The sequence below is a fragment of the Streptomyces olivaceoviridis genome (genome assembly GCF_014650115.1).
Lineage (GTDB): Bacteria > Actinomycetota > Actinomycetes > Streptomycetales > Streptomycetaceae > Streptomyces > Streptomyces olivaceoviridis.
Window position 1 is genome coordinate 597,633 of record NZ_BMUI01000002.1, and the last position, 19,578, is coordinate 617,210.

Annotated in this window: 15 protein-coding genes; 4 read left to right on the plus strand and 11 right to left on the minus strand. The window is 73.1% G+C overall.

The window, feature by feature from the left end; genetic code table 11:
• Window positions 1-59 precede the first annotated feature (59 nt).
• Window positions 60-1,004 (plus strand): hypothetical protein, encoded by a 945-nt coding sequence (locus IE273_RS06400; protein ID WP_189814145.1) that lies wholly within the window; start codon window positions 60-62, stop codon window positions 1,002-1,004.
• Between the two features lie 113 nt (window positions 1,005-1,117).
• Here the strand turns inward: IE273_RS06400 and IE273_RS06405 are convergent, their stop codons facing one another.
• The 3 genes from IE273_RS06405 to IE273_RS06415 are packed head-to-tail and all read right to left on the minus strand — an operon-like array spanning window position 1,118 to window position 3,095.
• Window positions 1,118-1,426 (minus strand): AzlD domain-containing protein, encoded by a 309-nt coding sequence (locus IE273_RS06405; RefSeq protein ID WP_189814146.1) that lies wholly within the window; start codon window positions 1,424-1,426, stop codon window positions 1,118-1,120.
• Entirely contained in the window at window positions 1,423-2,178 is a 756-nt protein-coding gene (locus IE273_RS06410) for an AzlC family ABC transporter permease (RefSeq protein ID WP_189814147.1), read from the minus strand. Before IE273_RS06410 ends, IE273_RS06405 begins: the two co-directional genes overlap by 4 nt.
• A 23-nt stretch (window positions 2,179-2,201) precedes the next feature.
• Window positions 2,202-3,095 (minus strand): AraC family transcriptional regulator, encoded by an 894-nt coding sequence (locus tag IE273_RS06415; RefSeq protein ID WP_189814148.1) that lies wholly within the window; start codon window positions 3,093-3,095, stop codon window positions 2,202-2,204.
• Between the two features lie 367 nt (window positions 3,096-3,462).
• Here IE273_RS06415 and IE273_RS06420 point away from each other — a divergent pair, with 367 nt between their 5' ends.
• The 3 genes from IE273_RS06420 to IE273_RS06430 all read left to right on the plus strand — a co-directional run bounded on the left by IE273_RS06420 (window position 3,463) and on the right by IE273_RS06430 (window position 10,463).
• Window positions 3,463-8,547 (plus strand): ATP-dependent helicase, encoded by a 5,085-nt coding sequence (locus tag IE273_RS06420; RefSeq protein ID WP_189814149.1) that lies wholly within the window; start codon window positions 3,463-3,465, stop codon window positions 8,545-8,547.
• 113 nt (window positions 8,548-8,660) lie between these two features.
• Window positions 8,661-9,506 carry an Fpg/Nei family DNA glycosylase gene (locus IE273_RS06425; protein WP_189814150.1) on the plus strand — a complete coding sequence of 282 codons (846 nt, stop codon included), beginning with the start codon at window positions 8,661-8,663 and terminating at the stop codon, window positions 9,504-9,506.
• A 192-nt stretch (window positions 9,507-9,698) separates the two neighbouring features.
• Complete coding sequence (locus tag IE273_RS06430; protein ID WP_189814151.1) at window positions 9,699-10,463, plus strand: SDR family NAD(P)-dependent oxidoreductase; 765 nt, start codon at window positions 9,699-9,701, stop codon at window positions 10,461-10,463.
• Window positions 10,464-10,842: 379 nt separating this feature from the next.
• On the opposite strand, the gene IE273_RS06435 is transcribed toward IE273_RS06430, so the two are convergent.
• From IE273_RS06435 to IE273_RS06470, 8 genes are all read right to left on the minus strand, one after another.
• The gene (locus tag IE273_RS06435; RefSeq protein ID WP_189814152.1) at window positions 10,843-11,313 is read right to left on the minus strand and encodes a Dps family protein; all 471 of its coding nucleotides are present in this window, start codon (window positions 11,311-11,313) and stop codon (window positions 10,843-10,845) included.
• A gap of 210 nt (window positions 11,314-11,523) precedes the next feature.
• Window positions 11,524-11,898 (minus strand): helix-turn-helix domain-containing protein, encoded by a 375-nt coding sequence (locus tag IE273_RS06440; protein ID WP_014675397.1) that lies wholly within the window; start codon window positions 11,896-11,898, stop codon window positions 11,524-11,526.
• 109 nt (window positions 11,899-12,007) lie between these two features.
• Window positions 12,008-12,553, minus strand: coding sequence for a CinA family protein (locus tag IE273_RS06445; RefSeq protein ID WP_189814153.1), 546 nt, complete (start codon window positions 12,551-12,553; stop codon window positions 12,008-12,010).
• The gene (pgsA, locus tag IE273_RS06450) at window positions 12,550-13,317 is read right to left on the minus strand and encodes a CDP-diacylglycerol--glycerol-3-phosphate 3-phosphatidyltransferase (RefSeq protein ID WP_189814154.1); all 768 of its coding nucleotides are present in this window, start codon (window positions 13,315-13,317) and stop codon (window positions 12,550-12,552) included. Before pgsA ends, IE273_RS06445 begins: the two co-directional genes overlap by 4 nt.
• Window positions 13,314-14,786 carry a 30S ribosomal protein S12 methylthiotransferase RimO gene (rimO, locus tag IE273_RS06455; RefSeq protein ID WP_189814155.1) on the minus strand — a complete coding sequence of 491 codons (1,473 nt, stop codon included), beginning with the start codon at window positions 14,784-14,786 and terminating at the stop codon, window positions 13,314-13,316. The genes pgsA and rimO overlap by 4 nt, the downstream gene beginning before the upstream one ends.
• Window positions 14,787-14,881: 95 nt before the next feature.
• Window positions 14,882-15,724, minus strand: coding sequence for a helix-turn-helix domain-containing protein (locus IE273_RS06460; RefSeq protein WP_189814156.1), 843 nt, complete (start codon window positions 15,722-15,724; stop codon window positions 14,882-14,884).
• Window positions 15,725-16,012: 288 nt separating this feature from the next.
• Window positions 16,013-18,757 carry a DNA translocase FtsK gene (locus tag IE273_RS06465; RefSeq protein ID WP_189814157.1) on the minus strand — a complete coding sequence of 915 codons (2,745 nt, stop codon included), beginning with the start codon at window positions 18,755-18,757 and terminating at the stop codon, window positions 16,013-16,015.
• A gap of 140 nt (window positions 18,758-18,897) precedes the next feature.
• Window positions 18,898-19,578 carry a response regulator gene (locus tag IE273_RS06470; RefSeq protein WP_189814158.1) on the minus strand — a complete coding sequence of 227 codons (681 nt, stop codon included), beginning with the start codon at window positions 19,576-19,578 and terminating at the stop codon, window positions 18,898-18,900.

A 19,578-nucleotide genomic window follows, 5' to 3' on the forward strand; every position in this document is an offset into this window, starting at 1 on the left:
AGGGTGGGCCCTGCCCGGGAGCACCTGCCGAGACCGCTTTCCGTCCTACGGTCTGACGCATGGCCGAAACAGGAGCTTCCCCACTCCCCTCCACGCCCCTGGCGCGCTCCCCGCTCTTCCGCGCCGAACAGTTCGTGTGGCTCACCGCGCGCGTGCTGGAGCAGCACCTCTTCGCGTACCACTTCCTGCGCGGCAGCCCGGAGGCGGTGGAAGCGGCACTGGACGCCTACCGCAACGAGGACGGGGGCTACGGGCACGCGCTGGAGCCCGATCTGCGCGGACCGGTCAGCCAGCCCCTGCACACGGCGCATGCCCTGCGCGTGCTGGACGCCATCGGGCGCTGCGGCGGCCAGCGGGTGGAGCGCGTGTGCCGCTATCTGACCTCCGTGTCCACCCCGGACGGCGCCCTGCCGGCGATCCTCCCCGGTCAGCGCGGGTATCCGACGGCGCCGTTCGTCCCGGTCGTCGACGATCCGCCCAGCGATCTGCTGGCCACCGGGCCGGTGGTCGGGCTGCTGCACCGCAACGAGGTGTGGCACGCCTGGCTGTTCCGGGCCACCGACTTCTGCTGGCAGGCGGTGGAGTCCCTGGAGAAGTCCCACCCCTACGAGGTGCAGGCCGCCGTGACCTTCCTGGACTCCGCTCCCGACCGCCCGCGCGCGCAGGCCGCCGCCGACCGGCTGGGCCGCCTGGTGCGGGAGCAGCGGCTCGCGGCGCTGGACCCGGACCGGCTCGACGCGTTCCCGGTCGCGTCCGGCTATGCCCCGGGCGAGCACCACTTCCCGCACGACTTCGCCCGGAGCCCGGACTCGCTCGCGCGCGCGTGGTTCACGGACGACGAGATGACGCGCTCGCTGGACCACTTGGCCGCCGGGCAGCAGGAGGACGGCGGCTGGCCGGTCCGGTGGCGCCGGTGGGCCCCCGCGCCCGCCCTGGAGGCGCGCTCCCTGGTGACGATCGAGGCCCTGTGCACCCTGCGCGCCTACGGCCGTTTCGTGGGCTGACCGGTCCGGGCCACGGTCCGGGCCCGCCCGTCACAGGGGGCGACCCGCTCGCCCCCGAGGGCCGCCTCACGCGCCGGCCGCCCGCCCCCGCTGACCCGGGCCGACTGTCCGTCTCACCCGCCGACGGCCCGTACACCCGCCGTCACCACCACGGCCGCCGCGACGACCAGCAGGAACGGCGCGCGCAGCACGAGTGCCACGGCCGCCGCGCCGAGCCCGGCGGCCCGGGCGTCCAGCGCCAGCGCGTGCCCGGCGGCGAACGTCTGCTGGGCCGTGAGCGCGGCGAGCAGGGCGACCGGCAGCAGGGCGGCGAGCCGCCGCACGTACGGCCGTTCGACGGCGTGTGCCGGGACCAGCAGGCCGGCGAGCTTGACGGCGTAGCAGCCGAGGGCGGTCACGCCGACCGCGATCCAGGTGTTCACCGGTTCTCCTCCGAGCCGTCCAGGTCCTCCTGTGGGGTACGGCCCCCGCGTCGGCCCTCCACGAAGAGGGCCAGCGGAGCCGCCAGTGCCGCCACCAGCACCGGCACGCCGGCCGGCAGGACGGGCAGCAGACCGAGGCCCAGCAGGACGGCGAGGCCCGCGACCGCACGCTCGGTGGCCGTCTTCAGCATCGGGGCGAGCAGCGCCAGGAACACGGCCGGCCCCGCCGCGTCCAGGCCCCACGCGCGCGTGTCGCCGATCGCCCGCGCGCCCAGGGCGCCGAGCAGCGTGGTCAGGTTCCACAGCACGTACAGGCTGAGCCCGGTGACGGTGAAGCCGAGCCGCGCGGCCCGCCGGGTCGGCTGGGCCAGGGTCACCGCGGTGGTCTCGTCGATCACCCACTGCGCGGCGAACGGCCGTACCGCGCGCGGGAGGGCGAGAAGCTGGGAGAGCCGCAGCCCGTAGAAGGCGTTGCGCACGCCCAGGAAGAGGGCGCCCGCGGCGGCCGTGAACGGGTTGCCGCCGGCGGCGAGCGCCCCGACCAGCGCGAACTGGGAGGCTCCGGTGAACACCAGGAGACTGAGCGCGCAGGTCTGGAGCAGTCCGAGTCCGCTGCCGGCCGAGGTCACTCCGAAGGCGAATCCGGACAGGCCCACGGCGACGCCGACCCCGAGGGCGTCCCGTACGACGGCCGCGTCCGGCTTGTCCGCGCCGTCGGCGGTCTGGTTCGTGAGTGCTATGTGCTGTGCCACGCCCGGGACGGTACGGGCGGCCGTCAGCCCGCGTCTTGTACGTTCTTGCGCTCTCCCGGCCCGGTGCGCTCCCCCAGCCCCGCGCGCTCACCGAAGCCGGAGCGCTCGCGCTGGTAGGCGCCCGGGGGCACGCCGACGATCCGGGCGAAGTGCCGGTTGAGGTGGGGCTGGTCGGTGAAGCCGACGGCGACGGCCGCCTCGGCGGGGGACGTCCCCGCGTCCAGCAGCAGCCGCGCGTGGCGCACACGGGCGTCGGTCAGCCAGGTGTGCGGCGGCATGCCGTAGGCGTCGCGGAACGCCCGCAGCAGGGCGAACGGGCCGGTCCCGAGGTCGGCAGCCAGCTGTTCCAGGGTCGGCGGTGCGGCCATCCGCTCCTCCAGCACCGCACGCGCGCGTGCCGCGATCCGCGCGCCGGCCGTCCGGGGCCGCCGCTGGGGCAGGGGGCCGCCGTTCAGCCGCAGCAGCCTGGTCACGGCGACCCGCAGGAGCGTGTCGGCGGCCAGCGCGTTGCCCTCGTCGGCTGCGCGCAGCACCTGGTGCACCAGGCGGACGGTGTCGGGGTCGTCGAGCACGGGGCTGACGAAGCCCGGCGTGCCCCGGAGGGTGGTGGTCTCGGCGGCGATCGCGGCGACCACGTCCGGCGACGGGTACAGGGCGCCGTACCGCCAGCCCTCGGGCACTCCGGCCCGGCCGGTGTGCGGCGTGTCCGGGTTGACGAGGGCGAGCGCTCCCGCACCGGCGGAGACGTCGGAGCCCCGGTGGTGGAAGACCTCGACGCCGTCGGCGATGGCCGCGATCACGAAGTTCTCGTGGGTGTGCCGGATGAAGGTCTTGCGGATGTACCGGGCCCGCAGCAGGTCGACCCCGGGCAGCTCCGCGTACCGCCAGTGCCGTGCCCGCTCCCCTGAACCCGCCATGGGCCCATTGTCCGCCCCGCCCACCGCCCCGCCGGCTCCGCGCGTTCCGCCCGCCACCCCGCCGGCTCCACCCGTCCCGGCCCGGCTCTGCACGGTCGGACCCCGCTCGCACGGTCGGCCCCGGCTCCCCCCGACTCGCGGGTCCAGCCGGTCACGAGCCCTGCCCCCGCCCCGCCCCGCACGCTCGGCTCAGCCGCGGTCAGCACCGGTCATCGCTCCGCGGCGCCCCACCCGATCCCGGGCGCCCACAGCCCCTCACCGCCGGCGCAACCGCCGACGCCCCTCGGCACTCCATGTCACACGCCCCGCCTTCGCCCCGTTTGCCCAGGTCAGGGCGATTGTCAGTGGGTGGGTGCAGGATGGACGCATGGTCAGCTCCGCACACCGAGCCCTCGACGGCTTCTCCCCCGCGACCCGCGGCTGGTTCACGGGGGCCTTCTCCGCGCCCACCGCGGCCCAGGCGGGCGCGTGGCAGGCCATCGGGGAGGGCTCGGACGTGCTGGTGGTCGCCCCGACCGGCTCCGGCAAGACGCTGGCCGCGTTCCTCGCCGCCCTCGACCAGCTGGCCTCGACCCCGCCCCCGGCCGATCCGAAGAAGCGCTGCCGGGTGCTGTACGTGTCCCCGCTGAAGGCCCTGGCGGTCGACGTCGAGCGCAATCTGCGCAGCCCGCTGACCGGTATCCGCCAGGAGTCCGTGCGGCTGGGCCTGCCCGAGCCCGAGGTCAGGGTCGGCATCCGCTCCGGAGACACCCCGGCCGCCGAGCGCCGCGCCCTGTCCACGCGCCCGCCGGACATCCTGATCACCACCCCCGAGTCGCTGTTCCTGATGCTGACGTCGGCCACGCGCGACGCGCTCACGGGCGTGGAGACGGTGATCCTGGACGAGGTGCACGCGGTCGCGGGCACCAAGCGCGGCGCGCACCTCGCACTCTCCCTGGAGCGGCTGGACGAGCTGCTGCCCAAGCCCGCCCGTCGGATCGGCCTGTCGGCGACCGTGCGCCCGGTGGACGAGGTGGCCCGGTATCTGTCCCCCCGCCGCAAGGTGGAGATCGTCCAGCCCGAGTCCGGCAAGGAGTTCGACCTCTCCGTGGTCGTCCCGGTCGAGGACATGGGCGAGCTGGCGGGCGCCCCGGCCGCCGACGCCTCCGAAGGCGGGGAGCGGCCGTCGATCTGGCCGCACGTGGAGGAGCGGATCGCCGACCTGGTGCAGGCCCACCGGTCCACGATCGTCTTCGCCAACTCCCGGCGCCTGGCGGAGCGGTTGTGCAACCGGCTCAACGAGATCGCGTACGAGCGCGCCACCGGCGAGACCCTGGAGGAGCACCACTCCCCCGCCCAGCTGATGGGCGGCTCCGGCGCGGCCCAGGGCGCGCCGCCGGTGATCGCCCGCGCGCACCACGGCTCGGTCTCCAAGGAGCAGCGTGCCCTCGTCGAGGAGGACCTCAAGGCCGGGCGGCTGCCCGCGGTGGTGGCCACCTCCAGCCTCGAACTCGGCATCGACATGGGCGCCGTGGACCTGGTGGTGCAGGTCGAGTCCCCGCCGTCGGTCGCCTCCGGTCTCCAGCGCGTGGGCCGCGCGGGACACCAGGTCGGCGCCGTCTCCACCGGTGTCGTCTTCCCGAAGTACCGGGGTGACCTGGTCCAGGCCGCCGTGGTCACCGAGCGGATGCGCACGGGCGCGATCGAGTCGCTGAAGGTGCCCGCGAACCCGCTGGACGTGCTCGCGCAGCAGCTGGTCGCCATGACGGCGCTGGACACCTGGCAGTTCGACGACCTGCTCGCCGTGGTCCGCCGGGCGGCCCCGTTCGCCTCGCTGCCCGAGTCGGCGTTCACGGCGACGCTGGACATGCTGGCGGGCCGCTATCCGTCGGACGCGTTCGCGGAGCTGCGCCCGCGCGTGGTGTGGGACCGCGTCACCGGCGACATCACCGGCCGCCCGGGCGCCCAGCGCCTCGCCGTCACCTCCGGTGGCACGATTCCTGACCGCGGCCTGTTCGGCGTCTTCCTCGCCGGTTCCGACCCCAAGAAGGGCGGCGGCCGGGTCGGCGAGCTGGACGAGGAGATGGTCTACGAGTCCCGGGTGGGGGACGTCTTCACGCTGGGCACGAGTTCCTGGCGGATCGAGGACATCACGCGCGACCGCGTCCTCGTCTCGCCCGCGCCGGGCGTGCCGGGCCGGCTGCCCTTCTGGAAGGGCGACCAGCTGGGCCGGCCGCTGGAGCTGGGCCGCGCGGTGGGCGCGTTCCTGCGCGAGGTCGGCTCGCTGCCCAAGGACGACGCCCGGCTGCGGCTGCTGGCGGCGGGCCTGGACGCGTGGGCGGCGGACAACGTGCTGTCGTACCTGGGCGAGCAGCGCGAGGCCTGCGGCCACGTCCCGGACGACCGCACGATCGTCGTGGAGCGGTTCCGTGACGAGCTGGGCGACTGGCGCGTCGTCGTCCACTCGCCCTTCGGCGCCCAGGTCCACGCCCCCTGGGCGCTCGCCCTAGGCGCCCGCCTGTCCGAGCGGTACGGCATGGACGCGCAGGTCATGCACGCCGACGACGGCATCGTGCTGCGCCTGCCCGACGCCGACCTGATGGGCCTGGACCTGCTCGACCAGGAGCCCATGAAGGCCGGCACCGAGTACGACAGCGACCAGGCCCCGGTCGGCGCGGCCGACGTCGCCTTCGACAAGGGCGAGGTCGACCAGGTCGTCACCGACCAGGTCGGCGGCTCGGCGCTGTTCGCCTCCAGGTTCCGCGAATGCGCCGCCCGCGCCCTGCTGCTGCCGCGCCGCAATCCCGGCAAGCGCACCCCGCTGTGGCAGCAGCGCCAGCGGGCGGCGCAGCTCCTCCAGGTGGCGAGCGAGTTCGGCTCGTTCCCGATCGTCCTGGAGGCGGTCCGCGAGTGCCTCCAGGACGTCTTCGACGTCCCCGGGCTGGTCGAGCTGATGGGTGACATCGAGTCCCGCAAGGTGCGCCTGGTCGAGGTCACCACCCCGGAGCCGTCCCCGTTCGCCCGCTCCCTGCTCTTCGGGTACGTCGCCCAGTTCCTGTACGAGGGCGACTCTCCACTGGCCGAGCGGCGCGCCGCCGCGCTGTCACTGGACTCGCGGCTGCTGGCCGAGCTGCTGGGCCAGGCGGAGCTGCGCGAACTGCTCGACGCCGAAGTGCTGACCGAGCTGGAGCGCGAGCTCCAGTGGCTCACCGAGGACCGCCGGGTCAAGGACGTCGAGGGCGTCGCCGACGTGCTCCGGCTGCTCGGCCCGCTCACCGACGCGGAACTGGTCGCGCGCGGTGCGGACGCGCAGTGGGCGCGGGAGCTGGCCGGGGCCCGCCGGGCGATCAAGGTGCGGATCGCGGGCGCCGAGCACTGGGCGGCCGTCGAGGACGCGGGCCGGCTGCGCGACGCGCTCGGCACGGCGCTGCCGGTCGGTGTCCCCGAGGCGTTCACCGAGCCGGTCAAGGACCCGCTGGGCGATCTCCTCGCGCGCTACGCCCGTACCCACGGCCCGTTCACCTCGGCCACCGCGGCGGCCCGGTTCGGCCTGGGCGTGGCGGTCACCGAGGGCGCGCTACAGCGGCTGGCCGCGGCCGGCCGGATCGTTCAGGGCGAGTTCCACCCGGCGGGCATCGGCCAGGAGTGGTGCGACGCGGCCGTGCTGCGCCGGCTGCGCCGCCGTTCCCTCGCGGCCCTGCGGCATGAGCTGGAGCCCGTGCCGCCCGCCGCGCTCGCCCAGTTCCTGCCGCAGTGGCAGCACATCGGCAAGGGCCATGGTCTGCGGGGCATCGACGGACTGGTGCGGGCCGTCGAGCAATTGCAGGGTGCCTCCGTGCCGGCCTCCGCGCTGGAGAAGCTGGTCCTGCCCTCCCGCGTGGCGAACTACACGCCCTCGATGCTGGACGAGCTGACCGCCGCGGGCGAGGTGGTGTGGGCCGGAGCGGGCGCCCTGCCCGGCAAGGACGGCTGGGTCTCCCTCTACCTGGCGGACGCGGCCCCGGTGCTGCTCCCGGCACCGCACCCGCTGGAGCTGACCGCGCTCCACCAGTCGGTCCTCGACGCCCTCTCCGGCGGCTACGGCCTGTTCTTCCGGCAGATCGCCGACCAGGTCCGCGCCACCACGCATCCCGACGTCACCGACCCCCGGCTGGCCGACGCGCTGTGGGACCTGGCCTGGTCGGGCCGGCTCACCAACGACACCCTGGCGCCGATGCGCTCCCTGCTGGGCTCGGGTCGTACGGCCGGCTCGACCGCCCATCGTGCCAAGCGTGCCGTCCCGCGCGGACGCTACGGCTCCCTGACGGCCGCCGCGCGCACCGCCTCCCGCACCGGCCCGCCGACCGTCGCCGGCCGCTGGTCACTGCTGCCCGCCGCCGAGCCGGACGCCACCGTGCGCGCCCACGCGCTGGCCCGCACACTCCTGGACCGGCACGGTGTGGTCACCCGGGGCGCGGTCGCCGCGGAGGGAGTCGAGGGCGGCTTCTCAGCGGTGTACCGGGTGCTGTCGGCGTTCGAGGAGAGCGGTCAGGCCCGGCGCGGCTACGTGGTCGAGGGGCTGGGCGCGGCCCAGTTCGCCATGGACGGCGCGGTGGACCGCCTGCGCGCGGTGGCGAACGCCCGCGAACGGGCGGAGGGCCTGCCGGCCCCGGCCCGCCCCCAGGGCTTCGGCATCCCTGGCGGTGTGAACAGCTTCGGCATCCCTGGAGGTGCGAACGGCTTCAGCGCCCCGGTTGCCATGAACGGCTTCGCCGGGCCGGACCTCCCGAACCCGTTCGACGAGCCGGACGGTCCCGGCAGCGCCACCGGCACCCCGCACGGCCACACACCCCCCGGCGCCTTCGACGGAGCCGACGGCGGCTTCGGTCATCCCGGCCTGGACGGCGACTTCACCTGGCCTCCGGAGGAATCCTCCGGCGGCGACGGCACCCCCACGGCAGCCCGCGACCACGCCGACCCGTTCGCCTCCCCCGGCTACGGCGGCCCCCGCGGCGGCGGCTCCACCCACTCCGGCCCGACCTCCTACGGCGCGGCCCCGTACCGCGGCTACGGCAACGGTCGCTCGGGCACCGCCACGCCCGACCCGCGCGCCGTGGTCCTCGCCGCGGCCGACCCCGCGAACGCCTACGGCTCCGCGCTGCCCTGGCCGGAACCGCCGACCGGAGCCGGGCACAAGCCGGGCCGTAAGGCGGGCTCGCTGGTCGTCCTGGTGGAGGGCGAGCTCACGCTGTACATGGAGCGCGGCGGCAAGACGCTGCTGGCCTGGCCGACCGCCCCGGACACGGCCGCCACGGACGACCCCCGCCTGCGCACGGCCGCCGAGGCGCTGGCCGCGGCAGCCCGCGCGGGCTCGCTCGGCACGGTCACGGTCGAGCGGATCAACGGCACCCAGGCCCTGACCTCCCCCATAGGCACCCTCCTGGAGGCGGCGGGGTTCGTGGCAACACCGCGCGGCCTGCGCCTGAGAGCCTGAGGTCCGGTCGGCCGGGCAGCGGGGCCGGTGCCGACACGGGGCCGATCCTGGTCCCATCAACCCGTGTCCCGCCGCCCCCGCCCCCTCTCACCCCACCATGGCACCCTTGACCCATGCCCGAAGGTGACACGGTCTGGCAGGCCGCCCGGCGGCTGCATGAGGCTCTCGCGGGCAAGGCGCTGACCCGCAGCGACTTCCGCGTGCCGAAGTACGCCACGGTCGACCTGGCCGGCCGCGGGGTGCTGAACACTATCCCGCGCGGAAAGCACATCCTCACCCGGTTCGAGGGCGGCCTCACCCTGCACACCCACCTGCGCATGGAGGGCGCGTGGAAGGTGTACGGCACGGGCGAGCGCTGGCGGGGCGGACCGGCGTACCAGATCCGGGCGGTCCTCGACACCGCCGACCGTACGGCCGTCGGCTACCGGCTACAGGTCCTGGAGCTGCTGCGCACGGCCGAGGAGGAGCGGATCGTCGGCCACCTCGGCCCCGACCTGCTGGGCCCGGACTGGGACCCCGAGCGGGCCTTGGCCAACGTCCTGTCGGACCCGTCCCGCGAGCTCGGCGAGGCCCTGCTGGACCAGCGCAACCTGGCCGGCATCGGCAACGTCTACAAGAGCGAGCTGTGCTTCCTCCTCGGCGTCACCCCCTGGCTGCCGGCCGGGGCGCTCCCCGCGGACCTCGCCCGGCAACTGCCCGCGCTGGCCAAGCGACTGCTGGAGACCAACCGCGACCGCCCGGTCCGGCAGACCACCGGCCTGCACCGGTACGACCTGTTCGTCTACGGCCGCGCACCCCGCCCGTGCCTGCGCTGCCACACCCCCGTGCGGGTGGCCGACCAGGGCGACGGCTCCCAGGAACGCCCCACCTACTGGTGTCCCACCTGCCAGACGGGCCCCGCCCCCGCCCCCGGCACGCCCCAACGCTGGCGCGACAAGTACCCGCGCCGCACCCGCTGACCATCCGGCCTGACCGGCCCCAGCCCCAGCCCCAGCCCCCAGGCCAAAACCCCCTCGCCCAGCCGTCATACCTGCCCCACGCCCCGCACCCGGCACCGCGCACCACACACTCCGCACCGCGTACCCCGCACCCCACGTCCCGAGCAGACCCACCAATTGACGGACCGTCAGACATGCTCGTACCGTCCCCTCATGGCCCTCACCGCGTACGACCTCAGCGGACGCACCGCCTTCGTCACCGGAGCCGCGAGCGGCATCGGGCGAGCCTCCGCCGTACTGCTGGCCGAGGCGGGTGCCACGGTGCACTGTGCCGACCGGGACGCCGACGGCCTGGACGGCACGGCCGCGCTGATCGAGGACGCTGGCGGCAAGCCCCGTACCCACGTCCTCGACGTCACCGACCGGGCCCGGCTGGGCGAGGCGGTCCGGTCCTGCGGCCGGCTGGACGTGCTGGCGGCGATCGCCGGGATCATGCACAGCAGTCCGGTGCTGGAGACTCGCGACGAGGATCTCGACCAGGTGCTGGACGTCAACTTCAAGGGGGTGCTCCACGCCTGCCAGGAGGCGGCCCGGCTGATGCTCGCCCACCGGACCCGCGGCAGCATCGTCACCATGGCCTCCGGCGCGGTGGACACCGGTGGCGCCGGGCTGCTCTGCTACGGCGCGGCGAAGGCGGCCGTGGTGCAGTTGACCAAGACGCTGGCCACCGAGGTCGGCCCGCACGGCATCCGGGTCAACGCGGTCGCGCCGGGCTGGATCCGCACTCACATGACCGACCGGCACGACCGCGAGGCACAGGTGCACACGGAGGCCGCGATGACCCGGATGACCCCGCTGGGCCGGGTCGGCGAACCGGACGACGTCGCGCACGCGGTGCTGTATCTGGCGTCGGACGCGTCGGCGTTCATGACGGGCCAGATACTTCGCCCGAACGGGGGCGTGGCGATGCCTTGGTGACGTCCCCAACCCGCCAGGCGGCCACCCAGCGCCCCGGGTGCACGGCGCCGGTCGCGCGCCCCTTGGGCACACAGTGCACGGGCAGCAGGCTCAGCCCCCAGCCGCCGGCGGCGACGGCCCCTTCCAGCACGCCTCCGCCTTCTCCCACGGCGAGCCGCAGCACGGCCCACCACCACACCGCTCCCAGGCCGAGCGCCAGTCCCCAGCGCACTGTCCGTCCCGCCATGCCCGCCATCACCTCCAGCCGGACGCTAGACCGCCGCCCCGACCGTGCGGGAGGCGCACCGAGGGCTCACTGATGCAGCACCGGGAGGCAAGCAGCCCGCCCGGCGTTCTCGGCGGACTGCCCGCACTGGGCACCGGCCCCCGGCCCCACCGCTCAGGCGTTCTCCGCCTGGAACATCCAGTGATGCTTCTCCAGGTCCGCGGTGATCCCGATGAACATGTCCTGGGACACCGGGTCGGGCTCCCCCGTCGCCTTCACCCGCGCCCGCATCCGGGTGATCACCGAGCCCAGCGCGTCCACCATCGTCCCGACCGCGTCCGCGTCCTTGATCCACCCGGCCGGGGACGTCTTGATGCCGCTGCCGGAGGCCACCGTGCCGGCGCGTCCGTCGGGCGGTACGCCCAGCGCGGAGGCCCGCTCGGCCACCGTGTCCATATGGGTGCGGGCGGAGTCGACGACCTCGTCCAGCTGGAGGTGGACGGAGCGGAAGCGGGGACCGACGATGTTCCAGTGGATCTGCTTGGCGACCAGGGAGAGGTCCACGAGATCGACGAGGGCGCCCTGGAGCGCCTCGGACACGGTCTTCAGGTCCTCGTCGGCCAACGGGCTCTTCACGACGTACATCCGCTTCCTCCGGTGTTCAGGCGCCGTCACGTCCCTCCCACCATGACCGCACCCCACACCACCGGCAAACGGGCGCACACCGGGCGCTGAGCACGGAAAAGCCCCGGCCGGCTCCTCAGGTCTCCCTGGAGGAGCCGGCCGGGGCTCAAGCCGTATCGGACGGTGGCGGATCGTCACTCGTCCCGGATGGTCAGACCGCGCACGCGCACCTCACGCGGCGACGACGTCCACCGCTTCCGCGGGCGCCTTGATGGTCACCCGTTCCGGTGGCACGCCGGTCACCGACACGGAACCCAGCATGGGCCGGACCGGTGTGGGCACGGGCTCGGTGGCCCGGGCGGACTGGGCCAGTTCGGCGAGCGCCAGTTCGTCGCTCACCTCTCGCATGAGTTCCGACATCCGTACGTCCAGCGCGTCGCAGATGGCGGCGAGCAGCTCGGAGGAAGCCTCCTTCTGCCCCCGCTCCACCTCGGAGAGATAGCCGAGTGAGACTCGGGCGGACGAGGAGACTTCGCGCAGAGTACGGCCCTGGCGTTGGCGCTGCCGACGCAGCACGTCACCCAGCAGGCGACGGAGCAGAATCATCGGTGGCTCCCTCCTCGGACCGCGTAGCCGCATCCTTCTCGCCCCACCGTACCGCCTTGCGCCGCGGCCGTGCGGGGAGCGATGTCGTGTTCACTCAGGGCTGCAAACATCAAAACCCCCCGTTCCGTTCCGTATCCTGTGCCCGCTCATTCCCAGTCTGTTCGCCCGCCAGCCGCTCCAGGAGCACTGCGAGTACGCTCCGTACACTCTCCATACGGATTTCCGCACGGCTGCCGTTCAACCGCAGACCCTCGACTTTTCCGCCACCGGCAGAACCGGACCGGGCGGTGAGGGGCCCGTCGACGGCCACGAAGACCGTCCCGACGGGCTTGCCGTCCTGCGGGTCGGGGCCGGCGACCCCGGTGGTCGCGATGCCCCAGTCGGCGCCCAGCACCTTGCGGACTCCGGCTGCCATCTGGCCCGCGACCTGCGGATCCACCGCTCCGCGTTGGGCCAGCAGGGTGGCGTCGACGCCCAGCAGCTGATGCTTCAGTTCGGTTGCGTAGGCGGTGATCGAGCCCCGGAACACCCGGGACGCGCCGGGTACCCCGGTGATCTCCGCAGCTACCAGGCCACCCGTCAACGACTCCGCGACGGCAAGGGTCTCTCCCCTCACGGTCAGTAGTCGCACCAGTTCGGTGGCCCGGGAACTCACGCTTCCTTCTCCTCCAACGCTGCCGCCCGCTCGGCGATTCCCCGCCGACGCAGCACAATGGCTTGTCTTACGTAGTCGAGACCCGTGACGACGGTGAGGACGACCGCCGCGGCCATCACCCAGAAGCGCAGGCTGGCGAGCCACCCGGTCAGGGCCAGGACGTACATCCCGACGGCCACGCCCTGGGTGAGCGTCTTCAGCTTGCCGCCCCGGCTGGCGGGGATGACACCGTAGCGAATGACCAGAAACCGCAGCAGGGTGATGCCGAGTTCCCGGCCGAGGATCACGGCCGTCACCCACCACGGCAGATCACCGAGACCGGACAGACAGATGAGCGCCGCCCCCATGATCGCCTTGTCGGCGATGGGGTCGGCGATCTTCCCGAAGTCGGTGACCAGGTTGTAGGTACGCGCCAGATGTCCGTCGAACAGATCGGTGATCATGGCGATGGCGAAGGCCGCCCAGGCCAGGGAGCGCCAGGCCGGGTCATAGCCGCCGTCGGCCAGCATCAGCGCCACGAAGCCGGGCACCAGGACGAGCCGGAGCATCGTCAGCAGATTGGCGACGTTCCAGACGCTCGCCTGGTTGACGGCCGCCGCCGCGATCTTCCCGCCACGCGGCGGCTTGCCGCCCTCGGGAGCCGTGGCCGGAGCCGAAGCAGAACCGGAGACCTCGGACGGGGTTCCGCCGTCGGCAGCGGCGGAGCCCCGGGCACCCTGCGCGCCGGAGGAGCCGCCCGCGGCGGATGCCGGGACTCCGGTCATCTGCCCGCCTCCTCACTACACGCGAGCGAGCCGGTCGGCGGCTCGGCCACCAGGTCGACGCCTTCGGTGCCGACCACCTTCGCCTCGACCATACGTCCGACGCTCAGACCCGCGCCGCTCGTGAGGAGCACCTGGCCGTCGGTCTCCGGCGCCTGGTGCGCGCCGCGGCCGTGGACACCCTCCTCCTCGTCCACGGACTCCACCAGGACCTGGACGGTCTCGCCGACGCGTTCCTCGGCGCGCTGCGAGACGAGTTCCTCGGCGAGCCGGGAGATGTGGGCCAGGCGCTCGGCGACGACGTCCTCGTCCAGCTTGTTGTCGTACGTCGCCGCTTCCGTGCCCTCCTCGTCCGAGTACCCGAAGACACCGATGGCGTCCAGCCGGGCGCCGTTCAGGAAGCGCTCCAGTTCGGCGAGGTCGGACTCGGACTCGCCGGGGAAGCCGACGATGAAGTTGGAGCGCACACCGGCCTCGGGGGCCTTGCTCCGGATGGTGTCGAGCAGTTCCAGGAAGCGGTCGGTGTCGCCGAAGCGGCGCATGGCGCGCAGCACGCCGGGCGCGGAGTGCTGGAAGGACAGGTCGAAGTACGGGGCGATCTTCGGCGTGGAGGTCAGGACGTCGATGAGTCCCGGACGCATCTCGGCCGGCTGGAGGTAGCTCACCCGCACCCGCTCGATGCCGTCGACCTCGGCCAGCTCCGGCAGCAGGGACTCCAGCAGGCGGATGTCGCCGAGGTCCTTGCCGTAGGAGGTGTTGTTCTCGGAGACCAGCATGATCTCCTTCACGCCCTGCTCGGCCAGCCAGCGGGTCTCGTTCAGGACGTCGCTGGGGCGGCGGGAGATGAAGGAGCCGCGGAAGGAGGGGATGGCGCAGAAGGAGCAGCGCCGGTCGCAGCCCGAGGCGAGCTTGACCGAGGCGACCGGGGAGCCGTCGAGACGGCGGCGCAGCGGCGCACGGGGACCCGAGGCGGGCGCGACGCCCTCCGGGAGGTCGGCCGGGCCGTGCCCGGGCAGCGCGACGGACGCTGCCGACTCCTGGCGCTCGGCGGGGCTGATCGGCAGCAGCTTGCGCCGGTCGCGGGGGGTGTGGGCGGCGTGGATGCCGCCGGACAGGATGGTCTGGAGGCGGTCCGAGATGTTCGTGTAGTCGTCGAAGCCGAGGACACCGTCGGCCTCGGGCAGCGCCTCGGCCAGTTCCTTGCCGTACCGCTCGGCCATGCAGCCCACCGCCACGACGGCCTGGGTTCTGCCGTGGCTCTTGAGGTCATTGGCCTCCAGCAGCGCGTCGACGGAGTCCTTCTTGGCGGCCTCCACGAAGCCACAGGTGTTGACGACGGCGACGTCGGCGTCCGCGGCGTCCTCGACGAGCTGCCAGCCGTCCGCCTCCAAACGGCCTGCGAGCTCCTCGGAATCCACCTCGTTACGAGCGCAGCCGAGAGTGACGAGTGCGACGGTACGGCGTTCAGGCATGGGCTCAAGACTACTTTGTCTCACTGACAGCCCACGTCGACGGGGTTGGCCGATTGCGGCCGACTCCGTCACACGACCGTCCCGCGGGCCCCTCGTCAGCCCGCGACCGGGTCGCCCTTCGTGTACGTGAGGCGCTCCACCGCGCCGGGCCGGAAGGTGTCCTCGATCTTCTTGCCGTTGACGTACAGCTCGATCGCCCCGGCGTCGCCGAGGATCAGGTTGATCTTGGAGCTGTCCTGGAAGGTCTTGGACTCGCCCTTCTTCAGCAGCCCGTCGTAGAGCATCCGGCCGTTGTGGTCCTTGGCCGAGATCCAGCTGCGTCCGTTGGGCGCGCTGACCTGGACGGTGACCTTGTCCTGGGGCGCGGCGGCGATGGCGCTGTCGGAGGGCTCGCCGGTCGGTGCGGCGGGCTTGTCCTTCTTCGGGGTGGGCGAGGCGGACTTGCCGGGCGTGGGGCTCTGACCCTCGGCGACCTGCGACTTGGCGTCACCGGAGGCTCCGCCGCCCTTGAAGGCGGTGAACCCGACGAACCCGATCACGACGACGATCGCGGCGACCATCGCGGCGGTCCAGTTCGGGCCGCGCCGCTCCGGCCGGATGCGCTCCGCCTCGAACAGGGGTGCGGCGGGGGTGGGTGCGGGACGGCCGCCGTGCTCGGCGTCGTACTGCGCGATCAGCGGCTCGGGATCGAGGTGGACGGCCCTGGCCAGCGTGCGGATGTGGCCACGGGCGTACACATCGCCGCCACAGGGGGCGAAGTCGTCCGCCTCGATGGCACGCACGATGGCGATACGGACACGAGTGGCACTGCTGACGTCGTCCACGGTGAGCCCGGCCGCGATCCGCGCCTGCTGGAGCGCTCGGCCCACGGAGGGTCGGGCTTCCTGGGACTCGTCTCGGAACGGACGCTCGTCTTCAGGGGAGTTGCCGATGGACACGGGGGCGCCTTTCGAGCGTGTAGCCACCTGTGCTGGAAGCTCAGTCTAGGGGGGGTACGAAAGGGTGGGACAACCGGACGGTAGGACATTTGTGCGCCATCGGAATGGCCGGACTATCCGATGGTTTGACAGGCTGGTACCCCATGATGGGGCGCCTACCTGTCCTTTCGCTCAACTGGACGTACGACAAAGGGGAACGGTTGCCCACCGGTCGCTAACGGGTGGGTCACGGCGACCCCGCCACCCGGCGTAACCCGCGTCCGCCGAACGGCCCTTCGCGCCTCACCCCTACGACTCCCCGCGGATCACGGCGAGGACGCCGTCCAGCTCGTCGGGCTTCACGAGAACGTCACGCGCCTTGGAGCCCTCGCTCGGCCCCACGATGTTGCGGGACTCCATGAGGTCCATGAGCCGTCCGGCCTTGGCGAAGCCGACGCGCAGCTTGCGCTGGAGCATGGACGTCGAGCCGAACTGGGTGGAGACGACCAGCTCGGCCGCCTGGCACAGCAGGTCGAGGTCGTCGCCGATGTCCTCGTCGATCTCCTTCTTCTGCTTGGTGCCCACGGTGACGTCGTCCCGGAAGACCGGCGTCATCTGCTCCTTGCAGTGCCGGACGACGGCCGCGACCTCCTCCTCGGTCACGAACGCGCCCTGCATACGCGTGGGCTTGTTCGCGCCCATCGGCAGGAACAGGCCGTCGCCCTTGCCGATCAGCTTCTCGGCGCCGGGCTGGTCGAGGATGACCCGGGAGTCGGCGAGCGAGGAAGTGGCGAAGGCCAGCCGGGAGGGCACGTTGGCCTTGATCAGACCGGTGACCACGTCGACCGAGGGGCGCTGGGTGGCGAGCACCAGGTGGATGCCGGCCGCGCGCGCGAGCTGCGTGATGCGCACGATCGAGTCCTCCACGTCCCGCGGCGCGACCATCATGAGGTCGGCCAGCTCGTCCACGATCACCAGCAGGTACGGGTACGGCTGTAGCTCGCGCTCGCTGCCCTCGGGCGCCTTGGCCTTGCCCTCGCGCACCGCGCGGTTGAAGTCGTCGATGTGCCGGTATCCGTAGGCGGCCAGGTCGTCGTACCGGAGGTCCATCTCGCGGACCACCCATTGCAGCGCCTCGGCGGCCCGCTTGGGGTTGGTGATGATCGGCGTGATCAGGTGCGGGATGCCCTCGTAGGCGGTCAGCTCCACGCGCTTGGGGTCGACCAGGATCATCCGGACGTCCTCCGGGGTCGCCCGCATCATGACCGAGGTGATCAGGCAGTTGATGCAGGACGACTTGCCGGAACCGGTGGCGCCGGCGACCAGCATGTGCGGCATCTTCGCCAGCGAGTGCATGACGTACCCGCCCTCGACGTCCTTGCCGAAGGCGACCAGCATCGGGTCGTCGTCCTCCGCCGACTCCGCGAGTCGCAGCACGTCACCGAGGTTGACCATCTCCCGGTCGGTGTTCGGGATCTCGATGCCGACCGCGGACTTGCCGGGGATCGGGCTGATGATCCGCACGTCCGGGCTGGCCACCGCGTAGGCGATGTTCTTGGTCAGCGCGGTGATCCGCTCGACCTTCACGGCGGGGCCGAGTTCGACCTCGTAGCGGGTGACCGTCGGGCCGCGGGTGAAGCCGGTGACGCGCGCGTCGACCTTGAACTCGGTGAAGACCTGGGTGAGCGAGGCGACGACGGCGTCGTTGGCCGCGCTGCGGGCCTTGCCGGGGCCGCCGCGCTGGAGCAGGTCCAGCGAGGGAAGCGCGTAGGTGATGTCGCCGGACAGCTGGAGCTGCTCCGCGCGCGCGGGCAGGTCGCGGGGTTCCTCCGGGGCCTTCTTGGTCAGGTCCGGGACGGAGCCGGCCGTCAGCTTCTCCTGCTTGGGGCGGGCCGCCGGCACCGGCTTGGGGGCAGGAGCGGGGGCCTGCTCGTCGGCGGTCGCCGGCGCGGGCACCGGGGTGGTGTCCTCGCGCTCGCCCGCGCTCACCCCCTGGGTGAGGTCGGCGACGAGCGGGGACGGCGGCATGCCGTGCAGGACGGCGCCGTCGAGCGCGGCGGCAGCCGCCGCCGCGACGTCCACGGCGTCCATCTGCCGCTGTGGGTCCGGCTGGGGCACCGCGGAGCGCCTGGGGCGCCCGCGGCGCTGCGAGAGGGCGTCCTCCTCGGCGCTGTCGGGGTCGTACGCCTGCGGGGCGGCGGAGCGTCGGCGGGGGCGCGCGGGCGTCGCCTCGCGCCACTGCTCGTCGTAGTACTCCTCCCCGAACCGGTCCTCCTCGGGGTCGCGCAACAGGCCCAGGTGCACGCCGAGCGTCCGCAGCCGGTGCGGGATGGCGTTGACCGGGGTGGCGGTCACCACGAGCAGCCCGAAGACGGTCAGCAGCACCAGCAGCGGTACGGCGAGCACCTCGGTCATGGTGTACGTCAGCGGGGTGGCGGCCGCCCAGCCGATGAGGCCGCCGGCGTCCCTTATGCCCTGCATGCCGTCGCTGCGCGCGGGCGAGCCGCAGGCGATGTGGACCTGGCCGAGCACGCCGACGACGAGCGCGGACAGGCCGATCACGATCCGCCCGTTGGCCTCCGGCTGTTCCGGGTGCCGGATGAACCGTACGGCGATCACCGCGAGCAGTATCGGCACCAGCAGGTCGAGCCGGCCGAAGGCGCCGGTGACCAGGATCTCGACCAGGTCGCCGACGGGGCCGCGCAGGTCCGCCCAGGTGCCGGCGGCGACGATCAGGGCGATGCCGAGCAGCAACAGCGCGATGCCGTCCTTGCGGTGGGCCGGGTCGAGGTTCTTCGCGCCCTGCCCTATGCCGCGGAAGACGGCGCCGACGGCGTGCGCCAGGCCGAGCCAGAGGGCGCGCACGAGCCGGTACAGGCCCCCGGCAGGCGCGGGCGCCGGCTTCGCGGGCACGGCCTTCCTCGCCGGGGCCTTCTTGGCGGGCGCCTTCTTGACCGGGGCTTTCCTCGGGGCGGCCTTCTTCGCCGGAGCCTTCGCGGGAGCCGCCGCCTTCTTGGCGGGCTGCTTCTTGGCTGCGGAGGGACGTGAGGCCATGGTGTGAGGTTACCGGGGGAGACGACAGCGGACACGTGTGCCCACAGCTTCACCCGTTCGTGTCGTGCCTGCCGGGGCCCGGTACTGACGCACACTCATCCGTGACCTCGGTCCCGGTGCGCGTCAGTTCCGCCTGTACGTCAGTTCTGCGAGGGCACCGAGGCACCGGCGCCGCCCGCGCCCGGCTCCAGGGCATCGAGCGCACGGCGCAACCCGGTGAGTTTGCGCTCCAGATGGGCCGCCGTGGCCACCGCGGCCGCGTCCGCGGAGTCGTCGTCCAGTTGCTTGGACAGCGCCTCTGCCTGCTCCTCGACGGCCGCGAGCCGCGCGGACAGCTCGGCGAGGAGCCCGGCCGGCTCCTTCCCGGCGGCTCCGCCCTTGGCGCCGCCCTCCAACTGGAGCCGCAGCAGCGCCGCCTGCTCCCGCAGCTGGCAGTTCTTCATGTACAGCTCGACGAAGACCGAGACCTTCGCGCGCAGCACCCACGGGTCGAACGGCTTGCTGATGTAGTCCACCGCGCCCGCCGCGTAGCCCCGGAAGGTGTGGTGCGGGCCGTGGTTGATCGCCGTGAGGAAGATGATCGGGATGTCCCGGGTGCGCTCGCGCCGCTTGATGTGCGCGGCGGTCTCGAACCCGTCCATGCCCGGCATCTGGACATCCAGCAGAATGACCGCGAAATCGTCCGTGAGCAGCGCTTTGAGCGCTTCCTCCCCGCTCGATGCCCGCACCAGCGTCTGATCGAGCGCAGAGAGGATGGCCTCCAGCGCCAGCAGATTCTCCGGCCGGTCATCGACCAGGAGGATCTTGGCCTTCTGCACCAT